The sequence below is a fragment of the Nostoc sp. 'Peltigera membranacea cyanobiont' 232 genome (assembly GCF_002245985.1).
Taxonomy (GTDB): domain Bacteria; phylum Cyanobacteriota; class Cyanobacteriia; order Cyanobacteriales; family Nostocaceae; genus Nostoc.
Genome location: NZ_NOLK01000172.1, coordinates 1 through 16,519, shown reverse-complemented (window position 1 = coordinate 16,519; position 16,519 = coordinate 1). Strand labels below are relative to the sequence as shown.

Genomic DNA, 16,519 nt, shown 5'->3' with positions numbered 1-16,519 from the left:
GGTTCCCACTCTCCTGTTACCATACCAGATGTGAGATTTTCAAATGCCTGTCGAGCAACTTTTAAAGTATTTTCTGAATCTTGCGTCATTGGATCTCACCTTTAATATCTAACTTTTATACAATTTTGCTTTTTGGGTTGTAAGATTACTACCATTAGTTTGTGAGTTTTGCTAATTAATATTGCAAAGTTTACACATGATTTAATTAATCGTAAAAGTATTTGTGTCGTTGAAAGTCCGTTAATTGCCAAATTAAGGAGATGCATGATGTCCTATCGTGAAGTCATTATTCCAAAAGGGATGGAAATTCTCTTTGAAAAGTTTCATTATTGTCCTGGTATTAAAGTTGGGAATACCTTATATATTTCAGGACAAGTAGGCAGAGATGAGAATTTACAAGTTGTTAAGGGAATAGAAGCCCAGTTTGTTCAGGCTTTTGAGAATGTTAATCTGGTGCTAGAAGCAGGAGGAGCTACATTTGATAATGTAGTTGAAATGATGACATATCATGTTACCGGAGCAGGACTAGGTGAACTTCAAACAGAAGCAATAGCTTCTAGTCAATCACCTAATATCATTCCATTTTTGCCAATTTTTATGCAGGTAAAAGACCGCTATTTCACCAATAACTTTCCTACCTGGACTGGTCTTGGGGTAGTTGGATTATCTACCCCAGGACTTATTGTTGAGATTAAGTGTATGGCAATTGTTGACAGCTAAAACCTGACAACTACTTTACCGCAATTTTTACCACTAAGTAGATATTCAACGGCAGCCGGAATGGATTCTATGCTGTTAAACTGAGTTGGGTCAACGGCAACTTTGAGTTTTCTAGAGTAGAAGAGGTTTAATAGGCGATCGCGTGCCTCTGCCATATATTCCTTATAATGAGGCATGAGAAAGCCTCTCACAGAAGCAGCTTTCCAAAATAGTTGGTGATAGAGGCGTGGTTGTGTAACTTCTTGTATACTTTTTGCATATTCGGAGATAAAACCAACAACTACTAAGCGTCCCCGCACTGCCAAGTTTTCAACGCAGGTATCAAATACAGTTTTACCTACGCAGTCAAAAATTAAGTTAATCCCATTGGGGTATTCTTGTTTGAGGACTTGATTGAGATTTTCTGTACGATAGTTGATAATGCGATCGCAGCCTAATTCTTTCAGTAACTTTGCTTTCGCCTCAGAACTACAAGTACCAATGACATGATTTCCAGCTAACTTTGCCAATTGCACCGCAATATGACCGGTTCCCCCTGCTGCTGCTGTCACTAAAACTACTTCATTACTTTTCATATCCCCCGCTTGTTCCAGTGCAACCAAGGCTGATACACCTGTAGGAATCAAGGTTAAAACTTCTGGTGTAGCTTCACGCACTTTCACCGCTAAGTTTGCATCTATAACCTGATATTCTCGATAACCACCACCACGTGCTGTAGTTATGACAGCATCCCCAATTTGAAAATCTTTGACATTTTCACCCATAGCGATAACTTCCCCTACAGCTTCGACACCTAAATCAAAGGGAGGAATTAAATTAACATAAGGAATATCACCACGGCAAAGTAAGGTATCAAATCCACCGTTAACACCAGCAAATTTGTTTTGAATTAAAACTTGGCTAGCAGCAGGTTGGGAAATAGGAACTTCAACGATTTCAATGGCAGATTTAAAATCTTGATTAAGTTGCTTTGCTATTAACTTTCTGTAGGTTGTTACGTTCATTTCTAAATCAAAGCTTTATCCCACTCTAATTGATGAGCTAAACCATACTTGATAAAATCTTCTTCTTTAGCTTTATCGCTTTTACCAAAAACACCTAAGCTATAAGGATTATCTTGCATCCTTTGTGTGACTTGCTCTTTTTCAAATTGGATTACTTCATCTCTAGGCTTATCCGGTTTAAAAAAGTCTACAACCAAAACAGTCCTATCATAATTGGTATAATTATGCGGGCAGTGTGGATAACTATGATCTAAAACTAGGAATTTTCCTTCATGCCAATAAAGTTGTTCATGGCATATTTTCATAGCCACATCTCCCTCTGGCACGATTAATCCCAGATAACCACGATTCGTATGAGGATTATAGTTTACATGCAGTTTAATATCTAAACCAGGATGGAATGTACCAAAATATACATTTCTGATGATTTCATTATCAATAGAGTTCACATTTTTTATTACATTAGCTAAATTCGGGAAATATTTCTCTCTTAATATAAGTGCTTTTTGGGATGCTTCATCCGACCCGTAATCAGGATATTGTATTTGATGTGCCTGAATATATTTTTCAATAAAAAGACCTTGAAATAAAATACCAAAAGCACTATATTTTGAATCACGTTTGGTTTTAATCGTTTTACTTTTAGGCCCTAGAATATTGTAAGTTAACTTTAGTTCTTCATCGGATGCCTGGTTAATAAAGCGTTTAAATTCCTCTCTAATTACTTGCCAGTTATCTGCAAAAGTTTTGAGAAAAGTAAATTTATTCGGATCTATATGATATTCATTAAAGCTTCCCATTGTCTTTTCTCCTGAAGGTGATTTCATAAAAAACCGTTATATAATATTGAGATTTGGTCTTTGTCCCGATTCAATTTTGGAATTCCTAACTAAACTCATTTTAGTGTGAGGTCTACTGTGTCTGAAACTCTCGTATTAGATCAAATTATCAAAAATGTGCGGGTAGTTCGTCCCCATCAGGATGCAATCGAACTACTTGATTTAGGCATTAAGGATGGAAAGTTTGCTCAGATTGCTTCTAATATTAGCGCAGACACAGGCAAACAGGTATTTGATGGCAAAAACCTGCTAGGCTTTCCTGGAGTCGTGGATGCCCACATGCACGTCGGTATATATCAACCCCTCGACAAAGATGCTGTGACTGAAACCAAAGCAGCCGCAATGGGAGGTGTGACTACCAGCCTAAATTATATTCGTACAGGGCAGTATTATCTTAACAAAGGCGGCTCCTACCGCGATTTTTTTCCAGAGGTGTTGGCGTTATCCGCAGGTAATTTTTTTGTAGATTACGGCTATCACGTCGCACCTATAGCTAGCCAACATATTGACGAAATACCTTTATTGTTTGAGGAATACGGTATATCTTCGTTTAAAATCTTCATGTTTTATGGTGGCTATGGGTTGCATGGTTTGTCAGACCAGCAAAATCTCTTTTTGATGATTAATAAAGAGGAAAGATACGACTTCGCCCATTTTGAATTTATTATGCGCGGTTTAACTCGCTTGATGGAAAAACATCCAGAAGCGCGAGATACTATCAGCTTGAGTTTGCACTGTGAAGTTGCAGAAATTCTCAACGCCTACACCAAAATAGTTGAAAACGATTCTAGTTTGAGCGGATTACACGCTTACAGTGCAGCGCGTCCTCCTCATTCCGAAGGTTTAGCAATTTGCATTGCTTCTTATTTGGCAAATGAAACTAACTGTGCAAATATCAATTTGTTGCACCTGAGTTCGCGTAAGGCTATGGAAGCAGCTTTGACTATGCAAACTGCTTTTCCTCACATCAATTTTCGGCGAGAAATTACTGTCGGACATTTGCTATTAGATGTTGATACTCCTAATGGTATTTGGGCAAAAGTCAACCCCCCTATTCGCCCCCGCGCTGATGTGGAGTACTTATGGCAAGCAGTACTCAACAATCAAGTAGATTGGATAGTTAGCGACCATGCTTGCTGTTCTGCTGAACAAAAAAGAAGTGCTAAAGACCCGAATAATATTTGGTTAGCAAAGTCTGGTTTTGGCGGTACAGAATATTTACTTTCTGGTGTATTGAGTGAAGGTAGTAAGCGGGGGATGTCTTACAACCAGATGGCTAAGTTACTATCTTGGAACCCATCGCGGCGCTTTGGGTTGTTAGAAAAAGGTGATATTGCTATTGGCTATGATGCTGACTTGGTGCTGGTAGACCCCAATGAAAGCTTTGTGGTAAGTGCTGCTGAGTCGGAGTCACAACAAGGTTATACACCTTTTGAAGGAGTAGAATTAACTGGAAGGGTGAAGAGTACTTTTCTGCGGGGAAATCTTATTTATAACAATGGGCAAGTTTTAGGTTCACCCACTGGGCGGTATTTGAAACGCTCCCAGTCTTAAATAATTCCCTCTACATGAAAGTATTTGCAGGTTTAAAGTAGAGACAAGATTACTTCATATTTTGGCATCTATTTATTCCAACCCGAAGGATAGTACGTTTCTAATGGTGGTTCCCAGGCATGGTACGAAAGATGAGGATAGCCACCACGAATAAGAGCAAAGAATCCAGTTTCAGTGTATGCTGGGGCGTGTGTAATAAGTGGTGGACGCGAAAAATAGCAACCTGGAGTCAAGAGACCTACTTGTGTTTTCATGCTTCCCTGGAGGACAAATCCCTCTTCCGTCATAGGATGATACTCTCCAAAAGTTTCAGCAAACTGTGGTAATAATCCGATCAGCCAAGTGCTTCTTTTAATGTTACTATCGGCACGCAGGGTTTTTCTCATTGCTCCTGGAGGAAAACCTGGAGTGAGAGTTTGAGACCAAGGAATTAGATAGGAATTTAAAGAAGGTATATAATCTTGTCTTTTTGCTCCTGGTGCATCAGTTAGCGATTTTATAAAAATGGGTTCAGCGCTTGGCATCCATAGGGCTGTAGTATTTTCTTGAGTGCTCCAAGCTTCCATGCAGACACCTTCAGGAATAAAGCCGTAAGTGTATTGTCCAAGATGCAGTTGTCCAATTTGCATTTGTCCACTAAGAACAAAAATTTCCATATCACAATTGAAATAACCAGAATCGCTTTTCCAGTGTTGTGTCCACTCAACAATTTCTGTAGAAGAACCGTTTTCGGTATCGAAACTTAGAATCTGTGTTTTAGCACCTTCCAAAAGACCATCAACAACCCAAGATTTCTGGGGGACATCTGCTGATTGAATAAACTCAATGTGTTTTCTGGGCATAAAACTTTTAGAGGCTGTATATAGTTATTTACTCAGTTGTATTGCCCTATTTTGAGCAATATTAAAAGATTAAATTCTATTAGTTTTAAAAACTAGCTTATTCTAGAAAATCAATTACCACCTTTGATATTTCTTCAGGTATTTGATTCATCATACATATTGTTCCACCTTCAATATCAATCATCTTTGCATGAGGAATTGCGGTTAAAATAAACTCTCGATTGTCTGTGTTAGCAAAACCTAGCCTTTCTAATTGTTTTACGTCTTCTATACCAGACAATATTAGAGTCGGAGACTTGATTAAACTAAATCTTGCTTCCATTCTTTGGCAGTAGTCTATGACAGCTAAAGGTGCATACCAAGGATAGCCAAAACCTTTTAAATCGTCCAAAACCCAACGATGATTTAACTCAGCAGAACCTATATAGTTTGCTCTGGCTGACCATCTTTGCATAAGATGGGAACCGTCTGCTTTTATCTTGAGATTTTCAAATTTATTGGATAAAGCTGCCTTTCCGTCTTCGCTAAAGTTATCGATGTTGCATAATATAATTTTTGCGACTCTCTCAGGATAAGCTGCTGCAACTTCTGCTGCTACACAAGCACCTGTATGGTTCCCAAGAATACTTGTGGTTTTTATTCCTAATTCGTCTAGCAGTAAAAGAACAGTTTTTGCGTAATCTTCAATTGAATACATTCGGGGTGGTTTATCTGAATCTCCTAATCCTAAAAAATCCATAGCGATAACTAGTCTTTTTTGAGCAAAGATTGGTATCAACTCACGAAATTCGTCACCACTTCTGAAGTTTTGATGAAGTAAAAAAAGTGGTTCTCCTTCGCCACCAATACGATAAAGAATTTGTCCATCTTCTGTGTCTAAAAAAGCTCGTTTGATTGGTTTGTTCATAAGACCCTGATAAATTCATTTAACTTATTCAGCAAATTACCTTTTCTGTGCAACTGTCTGTAACCATTCAATCAAGGGTCTTAAGGTTCCTGGCAATGCTGACTCACTGACAGTCACTGTATGCTGCTTACCGTTATCTTCCACTGTTAACTTATACTGAAAGCGATCGCTCTGGGGATTTGGCGAAGTAATTAGTTCAGGTAGCCGAAATAAATCTGCAACTTCCACCAGTCGGGGAAGTGTCGCAGCTTCATGCGCCGGGAGAGTGTCTGTATCAACGGTTGTCTTCTTGCTGATTCCAGCAAAGCCGCCTGTGCGTTCAAAGGATATCCGCATTTTTTTGCTCTCTGTCTCTCTGTTGTGTTATTTAATTGGGATAAATACTTAAAGTAGAAGATGATAGTTCTCACCTTCCACTGTAACAACAACAAATAACAGATTTATCAGTCCTGAGTATTGAGTGAGGTAGTGGAAGGTATTCACTATTTATCGTAAATTCAAGGGTTTAAGACCCTTACGTCTACACGTAGTATCAGTTGAGTTGGGGTTTAAATCCCCGACTCCAACTGTCTTTGATTTTGAAGTAATGAGTAATGAGTAATAAGTAATGGGTATTACTCATTACTTATTACTCATTACTCATTTAATCCTAACTCTTGTACAGACGCAATGAATCGCGTCTCTCTAGATAACTCCTACCTTTTGCCAAGCATTCTGCACAGCTTTTTGCTCATCACTACCATTACCGTAGAGTTCGCCAGCAACTTGAATGGTGACGTTTGCAGCTTTTTTAAAATCTGCTTTAGCATTCAAGCGATCGCGTAAAGTTATATACCAAATTTTGCCAGCTTTTTCCCAAGCATAGCCACCAATCGCAACAGCCGCTAAATAAAAGGCATAGTTAGGGATTCCTGAGTTGATATGCACCCCGCCGTTATCATCAGTACCTGTATATTTATTTTTTACATGGGCTGGTTGAGGATCTTTACCCAATACTGGATCGTCATAAGCTGTTCCCGGTGCTTTCATGGAGCGGAGGGCAGTACCTTTGACAGTCGGTGCTAAAAGACCTTGCCCAATCAGCCAATCAGCCTGTTGTGCAGTGTGATTTTTGATCTTCTGTTTCACCAAAGAACCAAACACATCAGAAAAGGATTCATTCAATGCCCCTGGTTCGCCATAATACTGTAAACCCGCTTCATACTGGGTTATACCATGAGTTAGTTCATGCCCAATCACATCAATTGATGTCGTGAAGCGTTGAAACAGTTCTCCGTCGCCATCACCATAAACCATTTGGTCGCCGTTCCAAAAGGCATTGTCATATTTAACGCCATAATGCACGGTGGAGTCTAAACGTAGTCCTTTGTCATCAACGGAATTGCGATCGAATATTTCATGAAACAAGTCATAAGTAGCACCAGCAGCATCGTAGGCTTCATTCACTGCTGCATCACTGCTGGGAGGATCTCCCTCACCCCGCACTAGTGTACCAGGGAGTTGCTGGCCATATTTTGCATCGTAAATGGTGCGACGTTTTTCACCCGGAGAAGGTGCAAATGAGACATTACCTACGACATTTCTCCGTCCCAGAAATTGCGCCGAAATATTTAATGTATGAAAAGCCCAAGTACGTTGCTGGGGATTGCCATTCAGCACGACATTTTTAAGCATGTGGGGCGGGACAATACAACAAATCGGGCATCTAGAGTCAAGTGGATGCTCATACTCGAACCCGGCTGATTTATTTTTATTTCGAGCCATCCAAAATATTCTCCTTTTGAAACTAAGTGATTCTTACAGTGGCTTTAACTCCACTGGAGAAAGAAGCAGAAAAACGAATTTAAATAGCGTGTTTCTGTTATCTTTTCTGAAGAAAATTTTCTCCTCTGTATTTTCGGATAGGTGTGTGAAGGATGGATAGTACCCTCACGGAGTACTTTTGATGTGGAAATATTGCTTTAAACAACAGAAGGACAGCTTAGATACCGCAAATTTCAGCGAAAATCCTTGGTTGAGTTAGCAAAACCTCCTTCACAAACTTAACGCGCTTATATATTAGTTCTTATCAAGGGAAATAATGTTATTTATTGCTGTTTTGTTACCATAACGCTGCTCATCCTATAAATACCCATTGGGGACAGGTAATATCGTGTCTGCTTACAAAATTATGGCGTTACATAAATGCGGGATGATTTTCTGGTTGAAATCATTGAAAATTCGTTCTAAATTGGGCGAAATCATCCCATGATTCAGCAACGCCAAAATTATTATTAAAACCGCAGGGGTGCAGAGATAGGGTTATTTCGTTCTAGACCTAAACCGTCCAGAACTAAAGTTCTAAGCTAAATTTTAGCCTAGCCGCACCAGTAAGGTGTGTTAGCGATAGCGTAACGCACCAAACCCTCGATAATGGTACGTTACGAACTCCGTTCTAACATACCCTACAATCTAGACATCTAAATATTTTCAGAATTTCCTTCGAGGTAGTATTAGTAGTTAGTCACTACCGGATTTTTTTACGGCGATACAGTAATAGTCGGTTGGACAAATCGCTTAATTTCACCACAGGCAATATAAGACTTTCCATCAGGTGCTGTTTTTACTTCATCAACGACATAAAGCATTCCTTCTTCACGAACCGATCGCGGAAAACGCATATTCCAATCTGGTTCATATCCGTCGGAAACTACCCTAGCGCGTAACTTGCTGCCATCTTTGACACACTGAACAAGAATAGCATCATTTACAGTGTCAGTTGTGGGAAGATCGGCGGCACTGGCAGGGCCTTTAGAGGCTTTGCCTGTGTACGCTACATTTGATTGTCTAGGAGCAATGAAGATATCTGTTGCGCCGGGTTGAGCAAAACGAGTGATATTGCCACGTACACGATAGAAAGTGCCTTCGCTTGAGAGTTCCAGTTCTTCAACAACGTACCTTACTCCCTCAGCCCGAATGCTCCGGGGAAACTGGACATTCTTGGTTGAATCGTAGCCCTCAGATATGACTTTGACCCGTAGTTTACCCCCTTCACGAACGCAATGCAGTTCAACACCTGAACCAACTTCATTGACAACAGGCATTGCGTATACTTCATCACCAGCAGTCACACCTCGTCCCACCAGGTCGTTGCGATTGCGGTTCATCGTCTGGTAAGACTGATCTCGCAGTTCTTTACGTCCAGCATTACCGAGAGCTTTTTGGGCGATTCGACCTGCGAAATACTCAAGCTGATCGATCTCTTCAGCAATTTCAAAATTCTCGTTCAGCCCTTTATCCCGCAAATCTTTCACGACGGTGCGGAGAATTTCTTCCGCTTGTTGGTGTTTGCCATGTTCAGCTAAATCGAGGGCAGTCTCTTTAGCTTTAGCGATGGTGAGGCGACTTAGTTCCAGAATGATATTGCTTGTAGAGGCAAAAGCTGCTTCCTCTACGGTGCCAACTTTGGCGATGACATCTGCTGTGCCTGACACGCTTTGAATGAGGTCATTTTGGACAACATCGGCGCTGTAATGCAGTTTCATCACAGGTAACTCACCAACTTGAGCGTTTGATATCGCCAAACTTAAGCCGAGAAGTTTGTCTTCACCCTCGTAAAGTTCTCCCAAGGTAATAACAGCTTGACCAGCATCATTCTGGCTAACTTTAGCAAGACTTAAGGTATCAGCAAGGCTGACACCATCAGCCAACTCAAGTGTCACCTTGAGGTTTTGTCCCACAACTGCTCTCAGACTGTCTAGCTCAATACTAAAAACTTCAGTTGCTTCATCGATGCTTTGAATAAAGTAGAAGTTGCCCGTAGCAGCCCTTGCCATCCCAATTAATAAGTCTTCATTGAAACCCTGAGCAAAACCTAATGTAGTTGTGGTGATGCCTTCCTCTGCTTTTTGCGCTGATGTCGCCGTTAGTACTTTGGGGTCTTGAATGCCCATGTTGGCGTGACCATCGGTAAGCAGAAGAACACGATTGATTTTTTGCGGATCGAGTCGTGTTTTGACGTGTTCACAGCCTTTGAGCCATCCCCCCGATAAGTTGGTAATACCGCCTGCTCTCACTTTGCGGATAGAATTTTTCAGTGTGGCTTTGTTAGTCACAGCTTGGGGTGGCACAACGCTGTCTATTTCATCGTCATAAACAACTACTGAGAGAATGTCATCTGGCTCAAGTTGATCTACCACAGACTCAGCAGCTTTGAGTGCATGATGTAAGGGAGCGCCTGCCATAGAGCCGGAACGGTCAATTACAAGAGAAAGGTTAAGGTTACGTCGGGGAGATTCAGCTATGTCAGCACGAAAACGTAGCAGAATATTAGTCTTTAATGAAGATCCTGCGGGAAGAATAGACTGGTCAAATTCGTAACTTGTCTTAATCATTTTTTATATCCCTTAAAATTGTCTGTTATGAGCTACAAACCCGATGATGCTGGGATAGGAAGTACTTTATTTAGTTTACCCAGAAATCATTTTATTCAGTGTAAAAAAGTGATTTAATGTAAGATTTTATAGTTTTAGCATCTCATCAGTATCGGTAAAGCCCGTCCTTTAGAGAAAAGTTTGCTATCTACTAACTTTTCCCCACTACTGAAAGGCGATCGCACTGGTCACAATTGCGGGAAACTAAAAGCAGATCAATTAGGAAAGGAGAACCTAATGAGCTGGACTAAAGTTCTTGCAGTTGAAGCACTTTCCCCTGGTGCGCGAGAAGTGGTAAAAGTTGGCAACCGGAAAATTCTGCTTTTGAATCACGAAAATCAGCTTTATGCTGTAGATAATACCTGTCCTCACTTAAAATTACCGCTCAAAAGTGGCAAAATCAAAGATGGGGCAATTGTTTGTTCCTTCCATCACAGCGCTTTTGACCTGCGGACTGGTGAAGTACAAGACTGGTGTTCTTGGCCACCTGGTGTAGGGAAAGTACTCTCGTTGGTTTCACAACCAAAGGCGCTACCAGTGTTTCCTCTTCGTGTGGAAGAAGGCAGTATCTGGGTTGATGTGCAAGAGGAATAGCACCCTCTTTGAATTTACTGCTATTGGGCAAATATCTAAAGTTACACTTTTGCCAACATTTTGCCTATAGCGTGCGATCGCTTGTATACAATAACGGAGGCTTGACAAAAAAGTAACCTCTGCTTTCATAGCTTGCTCTAATCCTTATTTTATCAATATAGCCCAGGATAAGAGCATCTCAATTAGGCTATATCAGCCTTGTAATAGTTAAGCAATATAAAACCCCAGCTAAACTCATTAGCTGGGGTTTTTTCACAATTCACCTAATATATAACTATTGCATGAGAGAAGACAAAATTTTCTCAAGCAGTTTGAACGGCTTGCCGCAGGCTACCGCAAAGGACGCATAGACGCGGAGCGGCTTCCCGCAGGGTAGGACGCAGAGAGAAGAAAGAAAGGCTTAACTGAACCGTATTGAGTTAAAAGGCAGTAGTCTCAATGAAGAGATAGGGAGATAAGCTAATGAGCATTTAAGTTGCATAACAGCAGGGCTGAAGCCCTTACTACAAGCGAATCAGTCTGGAAAAATGAATGACGATTAGCTTATTCAAGTGGAGTCTGAATCTCCAACATTCTCCTGCTCTCTTGCCTCTTGTTCAAGAGATTCCCACTCCCATTTGCATCCATACCAGATTTTCAATAAGCCTAGACCTTGCTCTGCCCGTGCTAAATGTCACATCATGGCTCATCCTAACAGTATAATCTAGTAAGTAGGCAGGAATGTTTTAAGACATTACCTTGTTAAGAGTTTTTTGCTCACAGCATTTCTAGCTAGAGGCTTTTAACAAGGCTTAGAAAGGGTTTTGGCTGAAATTGACACTAATGAGCATTACTGTGTGCCCACAACAGGTGTGGTTCAATTAAATGAAAACTGCTTTAAATACACCCGATATTATGAGATTAGTCTCCTTGTTCCGTTTCCTTCTTGTCCCCAATCTTCTTTTACCCTGCGCTGAAGTATGGTGGTAAGGGATGATGATTTTATTTACAATCTTGTAAAATAGTTTGGTTTTTTGATTTAATATTCGGTTTGATTCAACAATTTATTCACGATATGGATGCTCAAAAAATAAAAATTTTATTAGTTGATGATAACTTAGAGAATTTACATTTTTTATCAGACATCCTTCAAGTCCAAGGTTATGAGGTGCAAAGTGCCATATCTGGACAATTGGCAATCAATATAGCGCTTACTTCCTCACCTGATTTGTTTTTGCTAAACGTTTCCATGTCAGAGATGGATGGTTATGAAATTTGTCGATATTTGAAAAGCCAAGAGATTCCGATAATTATTTTCAGTGTTTTAAATGAATTATCTGAAGAACTTAAACTTTTTGATTTATGCGATGTTGACTATATTGCTCAACCATTCAAAACTCAAGAAGTTTTATTACGTATTCAAAATCAATTGACTCTCCAAAGACTGAAAAAACAGTTAAAAGAACAAAACGCCAGACTGCAACAGGAGATTCAAGAACGTCAACGGATTGCTGTTGAGTTAAATATTCGCAACAAACAAATAGAAGAAATTTTCAAAAAAATTCCCGTTAACCTTGGTAAAGCCTTTTGTAGAGAAGTTTACCAAAGCGAACACGTTTTAGTCGAAGCCGCCCTCAAAAAGAGTGAAAGTCAGTATCGCCACCTAGTGGAGACATCCCAGGATATGATCTGGTCGGTAGATATTGATGGATTAATTACCTTTGTTAACCCGGCAGTTAAGCAGATTTATGGCTACGAACCCCAGGAAATGATTGGGCGGCCCTGGACTGATTTCATCTCGCCAAAACAAATTGCTCAAGATAAAATAGCGTTTGAGCGTGTTTTACAGGGAAAGTCGCTCTTTCAGCATGAAACTACCTGTGTAGCTAAAGATGGTAGTTTGCTTTATTTAATGTTTAATGCGATCGCATTACGCAATGAAAATGGTTTAGTTATAGGCATGACAGGCACTGCTAGTAATATTACTCAGCGCCGAGGTGTAGAAAAATTACTCCAAGAAAGCGCGATTAAGCTCCGCAATCATAATCTAGTGCTAACCCAACTGGCACAAAATCAGACGCTTTATCAGGGAGACTTGAAAGCAGCTTTAAGTAAAATTACAGAAACAGCCGTCAAAAATATTGGAATGGAACGAGCCAGTGTCTGGTTGTATGACGAAACAGGCATGAAAATCCAGTGTTTTGACTTATTCGAGGGCAGTTGCAATCAACATAGTGAAGGATTTTTCTTATCAGCAGCCGACTATCCAGCTTATTTTGCGGCTTTGCAACAAGATCAACCAATCGCCACAGATGATATCTATAGCGATCCCAGAACTAGAGAATTTTTTGCCTGTTACTCAAGATTAAATGTTACCTCCGTACTCGATACACCTATTCGCCTAGAGGGTAAAACCGTAGGAGTTTTATCTATGGAGGCGGTGGGAGTTGCTCATCATTGGACGCTGGAAGACCAAAATTTCGCTCGTTCTTTGGGCAATTTAGCATCTCTGGTATTGGAAGCAATAGAACGTCAACGTGCAGAAGCAGCGCGACGAGCTTCTGAAGAAAAGTTAGCATCAGCTTTTCGGTCATCCCCCGATCCAATTGCCTTAATTACTATTCCCAACAAACGCTATGTTGAAGTTAACGACAGCTTTTGTCGGTTTTTTGGTTATTCTCGCTCTCAGGTTATCGATCGCACCGATGGAGAATTGAATATTTGGGCGAATCCAGAAGAATATAATTTCCTCGCTCAGATGCTGCAAAAAACCAAAGCGATCCGTAACTATGAAGTTGATGTCTGCACTTGTTCGCGAGAAATCAGGACAACCTTGTTGAGTGCGGAAATGATCGAGATTGATGGGCAATGTTACATACTGGGCACGGCAAAAGATATAACTGAACGCAAGCAGGCAGAAAATGAAAGCCGATTGCTACTGTTGACAACCCAAGCCATCACTCGTGTCAGTGATGTCAATAGCGCTTTAGCACTGGTCTTGCGCTTAATTTGCCACACTATTGGCTGGGATTTTGGTGAAGCATGGATACCTAATGAAAATGGTACTTTAGAACATAGTCTTGGCTGGTACGGTGAGGAAAGCAGTTTAGAAGAATTTTGCCGCCAAAGCCAAACTGTGAAATTTCCTCTAGGAGTGGGACTACCAGGAAGAGTTTGGCAAAATCAGCAGCCAGAATGGATAGAAGATGTTTCGCAAGTTACAAAGCCAATTTTTTTGCGATCGCAACAAGCAGCCAAGGTAGGATTGAAAGCTGGTTTTGGTGTTCCCATATTGTCTGGAAAGCAAGTATTAGCTGTTTTAGTGTTTTTTAAACGTAGTTCAGTATTGGTAGATAGACGTTTGCTCTTACTAGTCAATGCTGTTGCTGCTCAGTTAGGTGGGTTGATTGAGCGCAAAACCCTAGAACAAGAACTAGCACTCAGACAAGCCCGCCTCAATGCCTTTTTTAGCAGCGCTCCAGTCGGAATGAATATTGTAGATAACCAGCTGCGGTTTGTGCAAATCAACCAACCCCTGGCAGAAATTAATGGACTATCCCAGCAAGATTATATTGGTAAGACTATCCATGAAGTCTTGCCCCACATCGCCCCCTTGGTGGAACCAATTTATCAACAGGTTCTGTTAACTGGTCAACCCATTCTCAATCAAGAATTAAGCGCCGCATCAATTAAACAACCAGATATTATCCGCCACTTCTTAGCTTCTTATTTTCCGATTCCTGGTGAAGACGATCGCCCCTCTGGTGTGGGCACAGTTTTAGTAGAAATTAGCTATCGCAAACACGTCGAACAAGAACTGCGTTTAGCCAACGAACGCCTACAATATCTACTCACTTCTAGCCCTGTGGTGATTTATAGCAGCAAAAAAACATCAGGCAATTTTAGCACTACTTTTATTAGTAAGAACGTTAAGGCAATGGTTGGGTATGAAGCGCAGGAATTTCTGGAAAATCCCAGTTTCTGGCTCCATCACGTCCATCCAGAAGATGTTGAACTGATCTCAGAAAAATTTTCTCAGTTGGTTGAGCAGGAGTATAGTTCTTATGAATACCGATGGTTACACGCTGACGGAACTTATCACTGGTTTTACGAAAAGATGAGGTTAATCCGCGATCGAGCTGGTAAACCTATAGAATGCGTTGGTTATTGGGCAGACATCAACGATGCTAAACTGGCGGAATTAGCTTTGCAGTCAGGTAGGCAGCAATATAAACTTTTAGCAGAAGCTTCACCAGTTTGTATATTTCATACTGATGCAGATTGCAATGTCTTATATTTTAATCAACGCTGGAGTGAGATTACTGGATGCAGTATAGAAGAGTCTCTGGGAAAAGGTTGGACAAAAGCCGTACATCCAGACGATCGCGACCAGCTATTGTTGATATGGAATCAAGCAAGAACTGCTAAAACCACGTACAAGTACGAGCATCGCTTTTTATGTAACGATCGTACAGTCGTCTGGGTAATTTGTCAGGCTTTGCCAGAATTTCGAGATGATGGAGAAATCAAAGGCTACATCGGTACGATTACAGATATTACCGAGAGAAAATTGGCAGAAGAAGCCCTGCGTGAGAGTGCAGAACGGGAAAGAGCGATCGCCCAAGTTATTCAAAGGATGCGCCAAACACTGGATTTAGAGACTATATTTGCGGCTACAACCCAAGAACTACGGCAAGTACTTAATTGCGATCGGGTTGTTGTCTATCGTTTCAATCCCCAATGGAATGGCGAATTTGTCTCCGAGTCTGTGGGTAATGGTTGGATTTCTTTGATAGAAGAACACAACAATGACCCTAATCTCACAGAAGGTGTCTTACAAAACGATCGTTGCCTAGCAAAAATCTTGGATAGCGTGGATAACCATCTGGAAGATCCTTATCTGCAAGCAACCCAAGGTGCAAGTTTCCGCAGTGTCCCAGACATTTACAACGCTGAGTTTCATCCTTGTTACATCAGCCTCTTAGAACGCTTTCAAGCAAAAGCCTACATTATTGTCCCAATTTTATATGGTACTCAGCTTTGGGGATTACTAGCGAGTTATCAAAATTCTGCTCCCCGGCAATGGAAACCAGGAGAAATCAACATTGTAGTTCAAATTGGCAATCAGTTGGGTGTTGCTCTACAACAAGCACAATTGCTGGCCCAAACTCAAAGGCAGTCACAAGCATTGCAAGAAGCTGCGATCGCTGCTGATGCTGCCAACCGCGCCAAAAGCGAATTCCTCGCCAACATGAGCCACGAACTACGTACCCCACTCAACGCCATCCTTGGTTTTACCCAAGTCATGAGCCACGATCGGGCTTTATCTGCTGAACATCAGCAAAATCTAGCAATCATCAATCGGGCTGGCGAACATCTCCTCAACTTAATCAACGATATTCTGGAAATGTCTAAAATTGAAGCCGGCAGAATAACATTAAACCTCAACAGCTTTGACTTAATTCGCCTCTTAGAAAACCTCGAAGAGATGTTACGCTTCCGCGCCACCTCCAAAGGATTAGAATTAGTATTTGAATATACATCTCACCTTCCTCAGTATATCCAAGTTGACGAAAGCAAACTGCGTCAAGTCTTGCTTAACCTCTTGGGAAATGCAATCAAATTTACCGATACAGGCAGAGTGATATTACGGGTGGGGGTAGGGATT

11 protein-coding genes are annotated in these 16,519 nt (G+C 40.9%); 4 read left to right on the top strand and 7 right to left on the bottom strand.

The window, feature by feature from the left end; genetic code table 11:
* Nucleotides 1-168 precede the first annotated feature (168 nt).
* Nucleotides 169-720, top strand: a complete 552-nt coding sequence (locus CDG79_RS33730; protein ID WP_223278502.1) for a RidA family protein — start codon at nucleotides 169-171, stop codon at nucleotides 718-720.
* On the opposite strand, the gene CDG79_RS33725 is transcribed toward CDG79_RS33730, so the two are convergent.
* Nucleotides 717-1,724 (bottom strand): zinc-binding dehydrogenase, encoded by a 1,008-nt coding sequence (locus CDG79_RS33725; protein WP_094346002.1) that lies wholly within the window; start codon nucleotides 1,722-1,724, stop codon nucleotides 717-719. The two genes, CDG79_RS33730 and CDG79_RS33725, sit on opposite strands and share 4 nt — an antisense overlap.
* Nucleotides 1,725-1,726: 2 nt before the next feature.
* Complete coding sequence (locus CDG79_RS33720) at nucleotides 1,727-2,524, bottom strand: aspartyl/asparaginyl beta-hydroxylase domain-containing protein (RefSeq protein WP_094346001.1); 798 nt, start codon at nucleotides 2,522-2,524, stop codon at nucleotides 1,727-1,729.
* Nucleotides 2,525-2,641: 117 nt separating this feature from the next.
* On the opposite strand from CDG79_RS33720, the gene CDG79_RS33715 reads away from it, so the two are divergent.
* Complete coding sequence (locus CDG79_RS33715; RefSeq protein WP_094346000.1) at nucleotides 2,642-4,117, top strand: amidohydrolase family protein; 1,476 nt, start codon at nucleotides 2,642-2,644, stop codon at nucleotides 4,115-4,117.
* A gap of 68 nt (nucleotides 4,118-4,185) precedes the next feature.
* Here the strand turns inward: CDG79_RS33715 and CDG79_RS33710 are convergent, their stop codons facing one another.
* The 5 genes from CDG79_RS33710 to CDG79_RS33690 all read right to left on the bottom strand — a co-directional run bounded on the left by CDG79_RS33710 (nucleotide 4,186) and on the right by CDG79_RS33690 (nucleotide 10,239).
* Complete coding sequence (locus CDG79_RS33710; RefSeq protein ID WP_094345999.1) at nucleotides 4,186-4,959, bottom strand: DUF4437 domain-containing protein; 774 nt, start codon at nucleotides 4,957-4,959, stop codon at nucleotides 4,186-4,188.
* A 97-nt stretch (nucleotides 4,960-5,056) separates the two neighbouring features.
* Nucleotides 5,057-5,866, bottom strand: a complete 810-nt coding sequence (locus CDG79_RS33705) for an alpha/beta fold hydrolase (protein ID WP_094345998.1) — start codon at nucleotides 5,864-5,866, stop codon at nucleotides 5,057-5,059.
* Nucleotides 5,867-5,902: 36 nt separating this feature from the next.
* Nucleotides 5,903-6,202 carry a protealysin inhibitor emfourin gene (locus tag CDG79_RS33700; RefSeq protein ID WP_094345997.1) on the bottom strand — a complete coding sequence of 100 codons (300 nt, stop codon included), beginning with the start codon at nucleotides 6,200-6,202 and terminating at the stop codon, nucleotides 5,903-5,905.
* Between the two features lie 348 nt (nucleotides 6,203-6,550).
* A complete protein-coding gene (locus tag CDG79_RS33695; protein WP_094345996.1) occupies nucleotides 6,551-7,630 on the bottom strand; it encodes a M4 family metallopeptidase in 1,080 nt (359 codons plus the stop codon).
* Between the two features lie 755 nt (nucleotides 7,631-8,385).
* Complete coding sequence (locus CDG79_RS33690; protein ID WP_094345995.1) at nucleotides 8,386-10,239, bottom strand: vWA domain-containing protein; 1,854 nt, start codon at nucleotides 10,237-10,239, stop codon at nucleotides 8,386-8,388.
* Nucleotides 10,240-10,515: 276 nt separating this feature from the next.
* Between CDG79_RS33690 and CDG79_RS33685 the strand changes: the two genes are divergently transcribed.
* Nucleotides 10,516-10,872, top strand: a complete 357-nt coding sequence (locus CDG79_RS33685; RefSeq protein WP_094332423.1) for a Rieske (2Fe-2S) protein — start codon at nucleotides 10,516-10,518, stop codon at nucleotides 10,870-10,872.
* Nucleotides 10,873-11,926: 1,054 nt separating this feature from the next.
* A partial coding sequence (locus CDG79_RS33680) for a PAS domain S-box protein (protein ID WP_143855653.1) occupies nucleotides 11,927-16,519 on the top strand: 4,593 nt, incomplete at its 3' end.

Coding starts and splice junctions, on each gene's coding strand:
- CDG79_RS33725 (WP_094346002.1), bottom strand. CDS start 1,724: ATGAACGTAACAACCTACAGAAAGTTAATAGCAAAGCAACTTAATCAA.
- CDG79_RS33720 (WP_094346001.1), bottom strand. CDS start 2,524: ATGGGAAGCTTTAATGAATATCATATAGATCCGAATAAATTTACTTTT.
- CDG79_RS33710 (WP_094345999.1), bottom strand. CDS start 4,959: ATGCCCAGAAAACACATTGAGTTTATTCAATCAGCAGATGTCCCCCAG.
- CDG79_RS33705 (WP_094345998.1), bottom strand. CDS start 5,866: ATGAACAAACCAATCAAACGAGCTTTTTTAGACACAGAAGATGGACAA.
- CDG79_RS33700 (WP_094345997.1), bottom strand. CDS start 6,202: ATGCGGATATCCTTTGAACGCACAGGCGGCTTTGCTGGAATCAGCAAG.
- CDG79_RS33695 (WP_094345996.1), bottom strand. CDS start 7,630: ATGGCTCGAAATAAAAATAAATCAGCCGGGTTCGAGTATGAGCATCCA.
- CDG79_RS33690 (WP_094345995.1), bottom strand. CDS start 10,239: ATGATTAAGACAAGTTACGAATTTGACCAGTCTATTCTTCCCGCAGGA.
- CDG79_RS33685 (WP_094332423.1), top strand. CDS start 10,516: ATGAGCTGGACTAAAGTTCTTGCAGTTGAAGCACTTTCCCCTGGTGCG.